This is a genomic window from Paenibacillus sp. DMB5 (genome assembly GCF_001517085.1).
Classification (GTDB): Bacteria; Bacillota; Bacilli; order Paenibacillales; family Paenibacillaceae; genus Paenibacillus_AQ.
Genome location: NZ_LRAC01000155.1, coordinates 175,199 through 190,681 on the forward strand (window position 1 = coordinate 175,199; position 15,483 = coordinate 190,681).

Consider the following 15,483-nt stretch of genomic DNA (forward strand, 5'->3'; position numbering starts at 1 on the left):
TTTTGTAAAAAGAGCGTGGCAAAAAAACAGCTTCACGGCAGCTGTTAAAGCGTTTTGTTTTACGGGATTATAAGCAGACAGAGAACACACCTGCCTTATAGACTAAAAATGGGAGCAGAAGGAGTCATACCATGAATTTAAAAAAATTAACGTTAGTCGCTGCATTGGCTGTATCTCAGGCCGCAGCTGCGGTTCCGGCTTATGCCGTACCGGTAAGTACCGCCGGAGTAACCGGCACTGTAGTAAGTACAGTACAGGCTGTTCAGCCTAGTGAGGCCGTTGTTCAGCCTGAAGCTACAGATCCGCTGCCGAGTGAGGTGCCTGCAGGTACGGTCACACCGACAGCCACTCCGAATCCGGGCGTTACCCCTGAGCCTGCTGCAACTGCAGCTCCATCGGCCACTGCTACACCGGTTCCAACGGAAACTGCAGCACCTGCTGCTACAGATGGAACTGTCGTTCAGCCGCAGAATACGGTAAACGCTGTATACGGAACCTCTGCTAACCAGCTTATCCTGCATATGAACAGCAGACAAATGTACAAAAACGGAATTTCTTATCTGGCTAACCAGCCGATGGCTGTCAAGAACGGAGTATCCTACGTTTCCATCCGCGCGATGGTTGAAATGGTAGGCGTAAGCTACACCTATGAGGCCAAAACAAAGGAAGTTGTTGTTACCAAAGGCAGCAGTGTAATGCGCTTCAAGACAGACAGCAAAATTTATACTGTAAACGGCACAAAAGTGACAATGAAAGGGCCTGCTTACCAGTTCAAAGGCACCTTTATGGTTCCGCTGACCTCGATTACCGCCGCCCTCAATCTTCCTTATACAGTGGATAACATTGGCAAACGTGTTATTTTGACGCTGAACACCAAGCCGACAGCAACCTTCAGTGTGCAGTCAACTGAAATTTTTGCCGGCCAGACTTATATTAACTACACCACTTCCAGCTCTTCACCGAACGGTACGCCGATTGTAGAGGAGCGCTGGAGTGACAATAAACAGGATATCTATGACCAGCCAGGCTATTATACGGTTACTTATTCCGTTCGTGATGCGAACGGGCAGTGGAGTGATCCTTATTCAGTGACAATTAAGGTTTTGCAGCCGAACCAGCCGCCGGTCGCCAATTTCACCACTAACAAAGAAGAATACAAAATGGGTGAACCAATCACCCTGACCGATCTCAGCTATGATCCGGAGTACGAAGAGCTTACAGCGGAATGGACGAACCGCGCACTCGCATTCTTCAACCCGGGCCCGGTGTCGATCCAGCTGAAGGTAACCGATAAGCACGGATTGAGCAGCACCTTTGAAAAGACCATTAATATTACCAGCGAGCAGCTGTACACCCAGGATGAGGTAGCGAAGCTGTTCACGGTGCCTGGGGACGTGATCTCCATGGACGGCGGATCGATTCCCGGCCTGCCTAACCTGACTTATAATTTGTCTTCAGAAAATTACAAGCTCATCCGCAGTAACAGCCCGGAAACAGTAAATCAGGAGGGCGTGCTGTACCGCGAAACTTCGGTCGGCAATACCCGCTTCCTTGTTCATCACTTGAACAACATGTCTACGAGACAGAAGCTGTACGTTATTGCAACCAACAACAATCTGTATCCGACGACGATTACAACGCAGTATTCCGGGATTGCCGGTCCGGTCACTTCTCCGGAATATACTGGTAAAATCTCGATCCTGAAGTATTATAATTCAATGATTACCAACGAGAAATACAACACAACAACCCTGCTGCCGGGTGAGAGCAGAGCTATTCTGACGGATATTAACAAAATCGCGATGAAGCCGGGCGAGGTATTGTCGCTTAGCGCTGATCTGTTCAGTGATCTGACGGTTCAATACAACGTGGTTATGGTTGAAGAGAGCAAGGACCCGATTGCCCTCCTGCCTACCCTGCCGGTTCTGGACCGTGACGGTGTGCACAACCGCGGTACTTATCCGGATTCTACCCGGATCATCAATGTAAGTGATGTGGTCGGAACGACCCAGTCCAAGCTGATTCTGGGGGATAACAGAAATGACCTGAATCTGATCGGTATTGATCCGATGACAGGAACGGAAGCGTCAAATGCCGGGAACTTCGGTGTGCTGTACAAAATCAGACTCGAACGTGTGGCCGCCAACACACTGATTACGTTCAACCCGCGTGGTGGTAATTACCTTGGATCGGTAATGGTTAATGGCACCATTGTCAATCTGCCAAACAAAGGCAGCCTGTCCAGCTCTGATATGAACGCAGTTGTATACCGTTCCGGTAATTTTGAAGGACCAGTGGAAATTGTATTCTCGGTGGCTTCAGGAAGCAATCTGCCGGTGAACTTTGTATTTACACCGCTGCCTGCGTTGAAGCAATAGGATATTAAAGGTTAAGTTACGATAAAACCGGTTAAAGCCCTGTTAACAGGGACTTTAGCCGGTTTTGCTGTATCTACCCGTGGCTCAAATTTTTGATTCCGGCAAAACACCGGGAAGAAAGACTGCACGGCCGTGGTGCTTGATTGACGGAGCAATGGTTTTGGGGCATTATAAAGAGAGTGCAACAGCAAATGAATTATGTTATGGGAGATGAGCGAATGCTGTCGACAGAACAAATACTGGAAGCCATGTCGGGGCAGGGGCTGCGAATCACCGATCAGCGCAAGACGCTTGCCAAGTTATTCGGCGAGAATACGGGATATTTGTCGGCGAAGGATGTCTATGATTATATGGGCCGCAAGTACAGCGGACTCAGCTTTGATACGGTATACCGCAACCTGCGTGTCATGGAAGAGCTGGGTGTGCTTGAACAGGTGGTATTTGAAGACGGCGTTAAATTCAAAGCCAGCTGCAATCAGGACCATCATCATCATCATATGATCTGCCTTCAATGCATGAAGACTTACCCGATTCATTTCTGCCCGATGAATCTAACGGATACTCCGGACCAGTTCCGGGTAGTCAAGCATAAATTTGAGGTGTTCGGTTACTGCAAAGACTGTGAGAGCGGCAAGGAAGCAGAATCTGCGCTTGCAGCCCACGGCAAAGAAGGCCGCTGATATGCCGGACCTGCGCAGAACGGTCCAGGCGCCGATCAGGGTATACCGCAAGTTCATATCACCGCTGAAGCCTGCGACCTGCCGGTTCTATCCAACCTGCTCGGCGTACGCGCTGGAGGCGATAGAAGTGCACGGCCCGGTGAAGGGCTCCTGGCTGGCCGCCAAGCGGATTGCCAGATGCCATCCCTTCCATCCGGGAGGGCTTGATCCTGTCCCTCCGCGGGAGGACCAGCCGCCGGATGAAGGGGCTGTCCGGCCGACTTGACAGGATGGCGGATTTTTGGGTATATTTTGGAGAATAATATGCATTCCGAGGAACGGATAAGTAAATCAGGTTGGCCATTACAGAGAGCCGGGAGCGCTGGGAACCGGTATGGTGCACAGATTGAAGATGGTCCGGGAGGAACTGTGCCTGAGCAGCGGCTGCGGAAATAAGCGGCCTGTCGTAAGGACACAGCGTGATCCAGCGTTAATGGACAGTTCTTGATTAAGAACTGGCGAAGCCTGTGCTCTGTGAGGAGCCGGGGAACTTTGGGTGGTATCGCGTGAGTATACTCTCGCCCCATATTGGGGCGGGAGTTTTTTGTGTGACCTAAGCTGCATGATCATGAGATTTGCCAATACGAAAGGATGAACAGGATCAATGAGTGAGAACAAAACATTTTATCTGACAACCCCAATCTACTATCCGAGCGACAAGCTGCATATCGGACACGCCTATTCGACAGTAGCCGGCGATGCAATGGCCCGTTACAAGCGGCTGCGCGGCTATGAAGTACGCTATCTGACCGGTACGGACGAGCATGGGCAGAAAATTGAGGAAAAGGCCGCCAAGGCCGGCAAGACGCCTCAGGAGTTCGTTGACGGAATTGTTCTAGGAATCAAGGAGCTGTGGCGTAAGCTGGACATCTCCAATGATGATTTCATCCGCACTACAGAGGAACGCCATAAAACAGTGGTTGCTGATATTTTTGACCGGCTGCTGCAGCAGGGTGATATCTACAAAGGCGAATATGAGGGCTGGTATTGTATCTCTGATGAAACCTTCTATACGGAAACGCAGCTCGTGGACATCGAACGTGATGCGGACGGCAACATTACCGGAGGCAAAAGCCCGGACAGCGGACACCCGGTTGAGCTGGTAAAAGAAGAGAGCTACTTCTTCCGGATGAGCAAATATGCTGACCGCTTGCTCAAGTTCTACGAGGAGAATCCGGAATTTATTCTGCCGGAATCACGCAAGAACGAAATGATCAACAACTTCATCAAGCCGGGTCTGGAGGACCTCGCTGTTTCCCGCACAACCTTTGACTGGGGCGTAAAGGTAAAAGGCGATGCCAAGCACGTAGTTTATGTATGGATCGATGCACTCACCAACTATATTACAGCTCTCGGTTACGGCTCTGCCGACCGCAGTCTGTACGACAAGTTCTGGCCGGCGGATGTACACATTGTCGGCAAGGAAATCGTCCGTTTCCATACGATCTACTGGCCAATCATCCTGATGGCGCTGGGCGAGCCGCTGCCTAAGAAGGTGTTTGCCCACGGCTGGCTGCTGATGAAGGACGGCAAAATGTCCAAATCCAAAGGCAATGTAGTAGATCCGGTAACCCTGATCGACCGCTACGGCCTGGATGCGCTGCGCTACTACCTGCTGCGTGAGGTTCCGTTCGGCTCTGACGGTACGTTTACTCCGGAAAGTTTTGTTGACCGGATCAACTAGACCTGGCGAATGACCTCGGCAACCTGCTGAACCGTACCGGAGCTATGGTGGAGAAATATTTCGGCGGCGAGCTGCCGGCTTACGCTGGCAAAGTTACGGCCTTTGACGGCGAGCTGGAAGCTGCTGTAGAGAGCACCTATGCGAAGGTAGAAGAAGCAATGGAAAAGATGGAGTTCTCCGTTGCGCTTACCGCCATCGGCGCGCTGATCAGCCGTACGAACAAGTACATCGATGAAACCCAGCCTTGGGTGCTGGCCAAGGATGAGAGCAGAAACGGTGAGCTTGCCTCCGTAATGAGACATTTGGTGGAAGGACTGCGCACCGCTTCGATTCTGCTGCAGCCGTTCCTGACCGGCGCTCCGGCCAAGATCTGGGAGCAGCTGGGCATTCAGCCGGGCGAGCTGACCACCTGGGACAGCGGCCGCACCTTCGGCCTGATCCCGGCCGGCACCAAGCTCGCCAAGGGCGACCCGATCTTCCCGCGGCTTGACGTAGCCGTGGAAGTGGCCTACATCGCCGAAGCGATGGGTGCAGGCAAGCCGGCGGCAGCCGAGCCTGAGGCGGCTCCAGCACCGGCTGCGGGAGATGCTCCGGCGGCTGTAGAGCCGGAGGAAGAGCACAAGGAAGAAATCGGCATCGACGATTTCGCCAAAGCCGAGCTGCGCGTAGCCCAGGTTATTGCGGCTGAGCCGGTGAAGAAGGCCGACAAGCTGCTGAAGCTGCAGCTGGATCTGGGCTATGAGCAGCGCCAGGTGGTATCGGGCATTGCGAAGTTCTACACACCGGAAGAGCTGGTGGGTCGCAAGGTGATCTGCATCGTTAACCTGAAGCCGGTCAAGCTGCGCGGCGAGCTGTCCCAGGGTATGATTCTGGCAGCCTCCAAAGGCGACCAGCTGACCATCGCCACTGTGCCGGACAGCATGCCGAACGGAGCAATTGTGAAGTAGGCAGGTTTCAGTTACAGACAGTTGCATAACATGGCTGTTCATATCGGCGTAAGCCGGAGTTAACAGTACGTATAGAAGAACGCCGCATGCCGGTAACGGGAGACACTGTTGATAAGACAGGGTGAAACCCGCCGGCTGCAGGCGTTCTTTTATTTTGGCGAGGAAGAGATGGTGCTATAAGACTTAAGAAGCAGTTAATACTGTTAAGAGGATTCTTCGGGTGAGCGGATTTTTCAGCCTCTACTCCTGCTGTGCCGAGCATTAGGTGGCTAACGGACCGAGGAGACCTTATGTTCAATGCAGAGGCCCTATTGCGAGGCTAACGGACCGTAGTGCACTTATTGTACTTGAAATACTCCTTTTTTTACCGGAAGTTAGAATGTTGGGATTGTGGCTGGATGGGAGGAGATTATTGGTATTGGGAGTGAACACATTGCTTATTCGTACGCGGGAGTGGCCTTCGGCAGATTCATGAGTGGAAAGGAGAGTTCAGTGTTGACTTATCGTAACGATTACTATTATAATTCTCATAGTAAAATTTACGATTTAAGGGGTCGATAGAGAATATGTCTTTCAAAGGATTGAACCGGAAAATGCTGCTTATGCCTGCGCTGCTTGCACTGCTGGTACTCACAGCATGCGGAGCCAAGAGCAGCGGAAGTATTGTTGAAGGAAAAGTAAATGTTATTACTACTTTCTATCCTATATATGAGTTTACGAATGAAATCGGCGGAGATGATATCAATGTAATCAACCTGCTGCCTGTCGGGGTAGAGCCGCATGACTGGACTCCGCGCAGCCAGGATATCATCAACACTTCCAAAGCACAGCTGTTTCTGTACAATGGTGCAGGTCTTGAAGGCTGGGTTCCGAATTTTCTGAAGAGCCTCGATAGCGGCAGTGAAGTGAAGGCCGTTGCAGTGAGCGAAGGTGTGGATTATATTATGACTGACGAAGATGACGGGCATAATCATGGCGGAGAAGCCCACGCCGAAGATGAACATGCCGATGAAGCACATGCTGACGAGGAACATGCTGATGAAGCACACGCTGACGAGGAGCATGCTGATGAAGCAGCGGGTGACAGTCTGCATACTGACCCGCATACCTGGGTAAGCCCGAAATCGGCACTGATTATGGCTGAGAACATTAGGGAAAGCCTGGTTGCGGCTGATCCTGAACATCAGGCAGGCTATGAGGAGCGCTACAGCAAGCTGGTTGAGCGTCTGCAGGCCCTGGACAGTAAATTCGAGACGGAGCTTGCGAAGGTTCCGAATAAAGAAATTGTTGTATCCCATCAGGCGTTTGCGTATCTGGCCCGCGATTACGGTCTGAGCCAGCATGCGATTATGGGCTTGTCTCCTGATGCAGAACCGCGCGGCCAGGATCTGGTGAATCTGGCGGCACTGGTTAAGGAAGAGGGCATCAAATATATTTTCTTCGAAGAGCTGGTCTCCGACAAGCTGGCCAAAACACTTGCGGCTGAAGCCGGAGTAGAGACCATGGTGCTTAATCCGGTGGAAGGTCTTACCGAAGCGCAGGAGAAGAACGGCGATAATTATTTCACTTTGATGGAGAAAAATTTGCAAAATCTGATCCAGGCCTTACAATAAAAAAGAAAGTATAAATGAAAGTTAAGTGAAAGGCGGTACACATCATGCAACCGGTATCCCTGGACTGCCATCAGCATATGATCGAAATAGAGGATTTGTCCTTCTCCTACGGAGAGCAGAAGGTCATTTCCGGTCTGAGTTACACCGTGAAGGAGCGGGATTTCCTTGGCATTATCGGTTCCAACGGAGCGGGCAAAACCACTTTGATGAAAATGATCGTGGGATTGCTGCCGCCAACCAGCGGAGATATCAAGCTGTTCGGCCAGTCTGTACGCAAATTTAAGGACTGGGAACGGATCGGCTATGTTCCGCAAAAGAATGCCTTTAACCCTCTGTTCCCGGCTACGGTACGCGAAGTCGTGCTGTCCGGACTTTACAACAACAAAAATCTGATCCGCCGCGTATCCAAAGCGCAGCACCGTCAATGCGACGACGCGCTGGAAGTAATGCGGATTCAGGATATCGCGGACAAAAGAGTCGGCCAGCTCTCGGGCGGCCAGCAGCAGCGCGTCTTCCTGGCCCGGGCACTGATCAACCATCCGGATCTGCTGATTCTGGACGAACCTACGGTCGGAATTGATGCGGAGACGCAGGCGGGATTTTTTGAGCTTATTTTCCACATGCATGCCCATCACCATATGACCTTCCTGATGGTGTCGCATGACATCGACATGATCAAGAGCTACCTGGGCAATGAGCCGGTACAAAGCAACGGTAAAATCAACTTTTACTGCCGCCACTCCCATGATGCCCAGAATTGTGCAGCAGAGGACCTTCAGCATACGCTGGCCTAAATCGGCACATTGCTCCGCTAGTCCGCATGCACAGTGTTAAACACGCTGAAAGTAGGCTAAAATAGTAAAACTAGAATGCTCTGTGCGATTGTTTAAATGGCTGCGCGCCGAAATAACTGTAGTTTGTGCAACTAAAACCTGCGATTTTGCTCCAATGCAGGTTTTAACTGCACTCTACACACTTATTTTTGCCGAAAAAGGCCCAAATCGCTCTATTTTCCGTGAATAGGTGTACAAAGTACATCTATTTGCTTGTTACCCTTATTTTGTCATGATCTAGTTGCACAAAGTACACTTAGGTCTGAGCTTAAATGATTGTGGTTTGGGGCAGGCGGGAGATAGTTGGTGCCAGGCAAGCGTAAAGCAATTCAGCTCACCTTGGCTGGGTGGCCCGATCTTCCACCGAGACCATACTATATTTGACCAAGCTATTGCTACATATTACCTTTTCACTTAAAGTAACATTACGGTCTACCTTGTCCCTAGACACCTCCAACCGTAAAGCGTGTCCCTGTAAGGGACGTAAGCGATCCTTCCTCATCGCAAATAGATGCCACAAGCCGGCACGCCTATGCCAGTTGCACTAAACGGGTGTCCAGAGGGCAGAGCCCCCAGGCCCTCCCTTGGATGTGAGGGTTTGGGAGGGTTCGAAACGCTCTGCGAAGGTTGGTTTGTTTTTAAGGGTTCGAAACGCTTTTGCAAAGTGGTTTGTTTTAAAGGTTTCAAAAGTTTTTTCAATAAAAATTTTTCATTAAAAAGTTTGATCATGTCAGAGGAGATATCATCTTGGAAATTTTATTCAGTGACTTTTTTCAGCGGGCGCTTGCGGGCGGGCTGATGATTGGGATTACGGCGCCGCTGATCGGCGTTTTTCTTGTGTTACGGCGTTTGTCCATGATTGGAGATACGCTGGCGCATGTTACGATTGCCGGGGTGGCGCTCGGGTTTCTGACTGGCTTTTATCCGCTTGGAGCAGGGCTGATCTTTGCGGTGGTGGCTTCGTTTGCAATCGAGAAGCTGCGCAAAGCCTATAAGAGCTATGCCGAGCTCTCTATCGCTATCATCATGTCGGGCGGGGTGGCATTGGCGTCCCTGTTCTTTACATTAGGCAAAGGGTATAATGCGGATGTAATGAGTTATTTGTTCGGAAGTATTTATACTCTCGACAATACGGATCTGATCGTCGTCGGAATTGTCACTATAGCGGTGGTTGTGGTGGTAGCGCTGTTCTTCAAGGAGTTTTTCCTGCTCAGCTTTGAAGAGGATGCGGCGAGCGTCAGCGGGCTGCCGGTCAAGCTGCTCAATATGCTGATTACCGTACTTACGGCGCTTGTAATCAGTACAGCAATCAAAATTGTCGGTTCACTGCTCGTATCGGCGCTGCTGACCATCCCGGTAGCCATTAGTCTGCTGCTGTCGCGCAGCTTTAAGTCTTCGGTTGTCCTGTCTGTAATCATTGCGGAAATCGCCGTTGTCGGCGGCCTTGTTATTGCCGGTGTCTGGAACCTTGCTCCGGGAGCAACGATTGTTCTGCTGCTTATTGCCCTGCTAGCCCTGACTTTGATCGGCAAAAAAGGGCTGCCTGCCTAGTTTATTAATAGCGAAGTGACCCCTAATCCGGAAGGAGAGCTGCCGCTTTGTCCAATCTGAATGCAGGAATCGCTTTTGCCGCTGGTGTGGCGTCCTTTATCTCGCCCTGCTGTCTGCCGCTTTATCCCTCGTACCTGTCCTATATTACAGGCTTATCGGTTCAGCAGCTTAAAAAAGGCAGCAACAGCAAAGAGGTCCGTTTCCGGACCCTCTCGCATACGCTGGCTTTTATTTTGGGTTTTTCGGCGGTTTTCTATACGCTCGGCTTTGGTGCCGGGCTGTTCGGACAGTTTTTTAACGGCCAGCGGGACCTGATCCGCCAGCTGTCGGCCATTCTGATCATCGTGATGGGGCTGTTCCTGCTGGGCGTCTTCCAGCCGCAGTTTCTGCTGCGTGAACGCAAACTGAATCTGAAGTGGAAGCCGGCCGGGTATGCCGGATCATTTATCTTCGGCATCGGCTTCTCCGCAGGCTGGTCACCGTGCATCGGGCCGATTCTTACGGCGATCATTGCTCTGTCTGCCAGTGACCCGGGCACCTGGTTTACCATGATCACCGCCTACAGCATCGGTTTTGCGCTCCCGTTCTTTGCGCTGGCCTTCTTCCTGGGCGGGGCAAGGCGCATTCTGAAGTATTCGAATGCACTGATGAAGGCCGGGGGAGCGCTAATGATCCTGATGGGCTTCCTGCTGTTTACCGACCAGATGTTCAGGATTACAATCTGGCTGCAGGGAGTTACGCCGGACTGGCTGATTTTTTAGCAGTTTAATGGGACTGTTTAAGTAAAATAATCAATACCGGCCTCGGGGAAATGCTCAAAAATCCGCTCTGTGATGAATTCGCGCAGGGCGGTTTGCTGTTCATCGGGATAGACATATTTGTTTTGTCCCCAGCGGCCCCATTTTTTCTTGCGCTTCTCGATATCCATTTCCAGCTTGGTTTTGGGGTAACGCTTCTCGATGACTGCTTTGGCTGTTTTGGTGAACCGGTGCTGGATCATTTCGAAGGTCAGGCCTTTGCCTGTTCCCGGAGGCAGTGCCTTAGCCAGCTTGGCTAGCAGCTCCGCATAACCCTCCTCCCATCCGTCGTGCCAGATGATGGGCGCAATGATAAATCCCAGCGGATAACCGGCTCTGGCAACCTTCCCGGCGGCTTCAATCCGTTCCTCGAAGCGGGCGGTGGCAGGCTCAAAATTTTTGATTACATAGTCGGCATTAATGCTGAAGCGGATCCGGGTATGCCCGTTATGCTCCAGCCCGAGCAGGGGGTCGACATGCTGATACTTGGTAACAAAGCGCAGCCGGGCCAGCGGCTCCTTGGCCATGTAAGTAATCAGCTCGGCCAGCGAGCCGGTAATATGCTCCAGCCCCAGCGGGTCGGAGGTACAGGCAGCTTCAAAGGTGGTGATTTCCGGTGCACGCTCATCGATGTATTTTTTGGCGGCATCCAGGATATCTCCTGTATTTACATACACCCGTATATAGGGCTTCGCGCCCAGCGTGGTCTGAAGATAACAATAATGGCAATGGCCCATACAGCCTGTGGCAATAGGAATGGCATAATCGGCGGAAGGCTTAGACTGGTCAAAAGTGAGCGTTTTGCGCAGGCCTACCACAAGCGTACGCTTAGCGATTTTGTATTGCTCCAGCTCGCCCTCACCGGGCAGATTGGTAATCCGGTTATGTGAGGTGGTCATCCGGTAGGGGATGTTCTGGGCTTTGACCCACTGCATGATCTGCTCCCCTTTGGGATAGTTCAAGGCATCCGGCTCAAAAAAAACCAGCTCAGGAATAAATAATCCGGTGGGTCTCGGCTTTCTTTTGACAGCAGGACGTTCTGGTATTGCGATTGTCATGAACTCACACTCCTTCCGTATAGGCTTAACGATATTGTGCCATTTACAGCTGTCCTGAAATCATGGTAAACATCGTTAATGGCAGCAGGTGCTTTTCGTCAGGACTTGCCAAGGAGCGGCAGAAACATGTATCATTGTTAGAGCAAGGCTCGGCCCCAGTGCCACGCTCATTATAGAAAAGAGGTAAACTTGAATGCCAACACCCAGCATGGAGGATTATTTGGAGCGCATTTACAAGCTCATCGACGAGAAGGGTTATGCGCGGGTTTCGGATATTGCCGAGGGCTTGGAAGTACACCCCTCCTCTGTAACCAAGATGATCCAAAAACTGGATAAGGACGAATATCTCATCTATGAGAAATATCGTGGGCTTGTCCTGACGAGCAAAGGTAAGAAAGTAGGAAAACGGCTGGTTGACCGGCATCAGCTGCTGGAGGAGTTCCTCGGCCTGATCGGAGTACAGCAGGAGCATATTTATAAGGATGTCGAAGGCATTGAGCATCATCTGAGCTGGGATTCGATTACGCGTATCGAAACGCTGGTGGAGTATTTCCGCCGTGATGAGGAACGCGTGAAGACCTTATATGATATTCACAATGAGCTGGTCAGCGATTCATAAAAAGTCTGTTTCTGTATGGTATACCGCAACCTTTCCAGTTTTTTTACGTCAAAACGGATAACGTCCTTTAACGAAGTATGAGAAAGTATAGCAGCCTGTTATACTTTTACTTGTATTTCTCCGTTTTGCAAGAAACGGCCGTCTCCCTTAGATAAGGACGAGAGGCCGTTTTTTTGCGTTCATTTCATGTAGAACAGGGAGGAATTATGAATTACCGAAAATGGTTGTTAGGAGTAATGGTGCTGATGCTGCTTCTGCCAGTATGGCCGGGAGGCGTCCGCGCAGCTGCGGTTCAGATCACGATTGAACTGGACGGGGAGGCGCTGAATCCTGACGTGCCGCCGTATATTACGGCTTCAGGCGTAACGATGGTTCCAGTGGGTGTAGTCAGCCAGGGACTTGGCGCTGCGGTAGAATGGAGCCAGAGCAGCAAGACAGCGACGATCAGTAAAGGGGATACGGTGCTGAAGCTGACCAGCGGCAAACAGACAGCATTGGTAAATGCAGCCTCTGTGCGTCTGGATACCTCGGTGCAGATCAGACAGGGCCGGGTAATGGTACCGCTTCGCTTTGTAAGTGAACAGCTCGGCCTTCAGGTGGTTTGGAACCAGGCGGCCAAGCATATCGCCCTGTATTCAAACGCTGAGATCACAGGTCCCTCGGGACCATCAGTCCCGTCAGTACCAACGGTGCCTGCGCCTTCTGTGCCTTCCGTCCCTGCACCGACCCTTCCCGGCAGTACAGGGAAAGCGATGAAGGGAGCATGGATCTCCACCGTGTTCAATCTGGACTGGCCATCCTCGTCTTCAGCTGGCAATTCGGCGAAGCAGAAGCAGGAGTTTGACACCTTGCTGGACAAGCTGCAAACGACTGGCTTCAATGCTGTATTCGTTCAGGTACGACCCTCTGGCGACAGCCTGTACACTTCACAGCTGGTTCCCTGGTCCAAGGTATTGACCGGCACGCAGGGTAAGGTTCCGGACTATGATCCGCTGGAATACATCGTGAGTGCCGCACACCAGCGCGGCATGCAGATTCATGCCTGGTTCAACCCGTTCCGGGCGACTACGGATACAGCAGCTGCTACACTTGCCGGTCTGGCCGGCAATCATGTATCCAAAGCTCATCCGGACTGGGTCGTCAAGGCCGACAGCAAGCTGTATATTAATCCCGGCATTCCCGAGGCCCGGCAGCATATTATCGATACGGTGATGGAGGTCGTCCGGGGCTATGATATCGACGGTGTGCATCTGGACGATTATTTCTATCCCTCAGGCGTAGCCTTTGCCGATGATGCAGCCTTTAAGACTTATAATGCTGCAGGGATTGCCAGCAAAGCAGACTGGCGCCGGAACAATATCAATGAATTCATCCGCCAGCTGGGCCAGGAGATTCATACCGCCAAGCCGGAAGTATCCTATGGTGTCAGCCCGTTCGGCGTCTGGCGCAACAAAAAGGCTGACAGTACCGGTTCGGACACTACTGCAGGCGTATCAGCCTATGATGATATGTATGCGGATACCCGTACCTGGATCAAGAACGGCTGGATCGACTACATCGCCCCGCAGATTTACTGGAGCCTGTCCTTTTCGGCAGCCCGCTATGATAAGCTTGTGGACTGGTGGGTGAATGAGGTCAAAGGCACCGGCGTCAAGCTGTACATCGGCCAGGCCGCTTACAAGGTAGGAGACACGAAGCAGACTGCCGAATGGCAGAGCGGTGAACAGATTATCAACCAGCTGAAATACAACGATAAATACGAGGAAGTTGCCGGAAGCATTATGTTCCGCGCTAACGATGTTGCCGTACGTAATCCGTACGGGCTTGCAAGCCTGTTGGCCTTTTATTTTAAATCATAGAAGTCATGAAGACTCCCCCGTGCTCATAGATAAGCAGTAGATCTATGGAACGGGGGGTTGCCGTGTATGGAGATCAATGCAGTCTTTGAAGGCGGCGGGGTAAAAGGAGTGGCGCTGGCCGGAGCGGTTGAAGCGACAGAGCGGGCAGGCGGTGTTTTTAAAAGAGTGGCGGGAACTTCCTCCGGTTCGATTATCGCTACTTTTCTGGCAGCAGGCTACGACGGGAAGGATATGAGCCGGATCATCAAGCAGACACCGTTCACCTCCTTTCTCAAGCGGGGAATGCTCTACAACACGGCACTGATTGGTCCGGCGCTGCGCGTCATGATCAAGAAGGGGCTGTACTCGGGGGAAGCCCTGGAGAGCTGGGTACGCGGCATCCTGCTAGATAAAGGCATCGTCACCTTCAGCGATCTGCCCCGGGGCAAGCTGTCGGTCATTGCATCGGATATTACCAACGGCCGGATTATTGTTCTTCCGGACGATCTTCCCGAGTACGGGATTTCACCGGGCAGGTTTGAGGTTGCCAAGGCGGTGCGGATGAGCTGCAGCATTCCTTATTTCTTCGATCCGGTCATGCTCCGGCTGAACGGGCAGGCGGCGCAGGGGAAGGCTTTTATCGAGCAGTTTGTCTATGTAGTGGACGGAGGGGTGCTGAGTAATTTTCCGCTGTGGCTGTTTGATGAAAAGAAGGACGGCTTCAAAAGCCCCGAACACCGGACACCGACGGTCGGCTATCAGCTGATCGGAAAGACGGAGCCGCAGCCGCACCGGATTACCGGACCGTTCACGATGCTGCAGGCAATGGTAGGCACGATGCTGTCCGCACATGATGAGCGCTACATTGAGACGGAGAAGTTCGTGCGTACAGTCAAGATACCGACCCTGGGCATCTCCACGACACAGTTTCATCTCACGGCACAGGAGAGTGATGAGCTGTATGCGGCAGGAATGAAGGCAGGCGAGGAATTTTTCCGGAACTGGCGGCCGCGCAAGCACAGGATTTAGGGCGGGCATTAATAACACAAAAAGCCTCCCGCATGACTGCTCGCGCAGTACCGGGAGGCTTTTGTTATTCTAGTGATACTTGGGCAGCTGATCGTCGTTTTTGCCTTTGCTGCCTTCGATAACCTGAAACGGATACGTTTTACGTTTGCCGGGAGCTGTCTGGGTCTTGCGGACTCCGGCAACCTTGGCCATTGTCTTCTGGGATGGTTTAACCTTCGGTCTGGAACGGCCGGAGCCGTAGGACGGGCCTTTCATGGCCAGCCTGTATGCGAACACCAGCAGACCCACCAGAATTAACGTCGGAAGCAGCTGCATGAACAGCCACCAGAAGCCGAAATTTGTAACCCCGTAAACCAGCCCATATACACCGAGTATAACGCTGATCCAAAAAATTAAAGCATGCCTGATCATAGGGCA

Annotated in this window: 12 protein-coding genes and 1 pseudogene; 11 read left to right on the forward strand and 2 right to left on the reverse strand. The window is 51.8% G+C overall.

All coding sequences use genetic code 11. From position 1 onward, the window contains the following. Positions 1 to 131 precede the first annotated feature (131 nt). The 8 genes and pseudogenes from AWJ19_RS28610 (at position 132) to AWJ19_RS28645 (ending at position 10,486) form a co-directional block, all read left to right on the forward strand. Positions 132 to 2,378 carry a stalk domain-containing protein gene (locus AWJ19_RS28610; protein WP_068728576.1) on the forward strand — a complete coding sequence of 749 codons (2,247 nt, stop codon included), beginning with the start codon at positions 132 to 134 and terminating at the stop codon, positions 2,376 to 2,378. A gap of 218 nt (positions 2,379 to 2,596) precedes the next feature. Further along, a complete protein-coding gene (locus AWJ19_RS28615; RefSeq protein ID WP_068728577.1) occupies positions 2,597 to 3,058 on the forward strand; it encodes a Fur family transcriptional regulator in 462 nt (153 codons plus the stop codon). Position 3,059: 1 nt separating this feature from the next. Beyond that, positions 3,060 to 3,323 carry a membrane protein insertion efficiency factor YidD gene (gene yidD / locus AWJ19_RS28620; protein ID WP_068728578.1) on the forward strand — a complete coding sequence of 88 codons (264 nt, stop codon included), beginning with the start codon at positions 3,060 to 3,062 and terminating at the stop codon, positions 3,321 to 3,323. A gap of 378 nt (positions 3,324 to 3,701) precedes the next feature. Beyond that, positions 3,702 to 5,728: pseudogene (gene metG / locus AWJ19_RS28625) on the forward strand (methionine--tRNA ligase). Between the two features lie 566 nt (positions 5,729 to 6,294). Next, positions 6,295 to 7,341, forward strand: a complete 1,047-nt coding sequence (locus AWJ19_RS28630) for a zinc ABC transporter substrate-binding protein (RefSeq protein WP_068728579.1) — start codon at positions 6,295 to 6,297, stop codon at positions 7,339 to 7,341. 44 nt (positions 7,342 to 7,385) lie between these two features. Then, a complete protein-coding gene (locus AWJ19_RS28635) occupies positions 7,386 to 8,135 on the forward strand; it encodes a metal ABC transporter ATP-binding protein (RefSeq protein ID WP_068728580.1) in 750 nt (249 codons plus the stop codon). A gap of 786 nt (positions 8,136 to 8,921) precedes the next feature. After that, complete coding sequence (locus AWJ19_RS28640) at positions 8,922 to 9,725, forward strand: metal ABC transporter permease (RefSeq protein ID WP_068728581.1); 804 nt, start codon at positions 8,922 to 8,924, stop codon at positions 9,723 to 9,725. Positions 9,726 to 9,772: 47 nt separating this feature from the next. Further along, the gene (locus AWJ19_RS28645) at positions 9,773 to 10,486 is read left to right on the forward strand and encodes a cytochrome c biogenesis CcdA family protein (protein WP_068728582.1); all 714 of its coding nucleotides are present in this window, start codon (positions 9,773 to 9,775) and stop codon (positions 10,484 to 10,486) included. Positions 10,487 to 10,503: 17 nt separating this feature from the next. Here the strand turns inward: AWJ19_RS28645 and splB are convergent, their stop codons facing one another. Then, positions 10,504 to 11,580, reverse strand: coding sequence for a spore photoproduct lyase (splB, locus tag AWJ19_RS28650; protein ID WP_068728583.1), 1,077 nt, complete (start codon positions 11,578 to 11,580; stop codon positions 10,504 to 10,506). Positions 11,581 to 11,773: 193 nt separating this feature from the next. Between splB and mntR the strand changes: the two genes are divergently transcribed. The 3 genes from mntR to AWJ19_RS28665 all read left to right on the forward strand — a co-directional run bounded on the left by mntR (position 11,774) and on the right by AWJ19_RS28665 (position 15,066). After that, positions 11,774 to 12,199 (forward strand): transcriptional regulator MntR, encoded by a 426-nt coding sequence (gene mntR, locus AWJ19_RS28655; RefSeq protein ID WP_039875255.1) that lies wholly within the window; start codon positions 11,774 to 11,776, stop codon positions 12,197 to 12,199. Between the two features lie 206 nt (positions 12,200 to 12,405). Continuing rightward, complete coding sequence (locus AWJ19_RS28660) at positions 12,406 to 14,058, forward strand: family 10 glycosylhydrolase (protein WP_068728584.1); 1,653 nt, start codon at positions 12,406 to 12,408, stop codon at positions 14,056 to 14,058. Between the two features lie 66 nt (positions 14,059 to 14,124). Beyond that, positions 14,125 to 15,066 (forward strand): patatin-like phospholipase family protein, encoded by a 942-nt coding sequence (locus AWJ19_RS28665; protein ID WP_068728585.1) that lies wholly within the window; start codon positions 14,125 to 14,127, stop codon positions 15,064 to 15,066. A 69-nt stretch (positions 15,067 to 15,135) separates the two neighbouring features. On the opposite strand, the gene AWJ19_RS28670 is transcribed toward AWJ19_RS28665, so the two are convergent. Next, on the reverse strand, positions 15,136 to 15,477 hold the full coding sequence (locus tag AWJ19_RS28670) for a hypothetical protein (protein WP_068728586.1): 342 nt from the start codon (positions 15,475 to 15,477) through the stop codon (positions 15,136 to 15,138). Positions 15,478 to 15,483 lie beyond the last annotated feature (6 nt).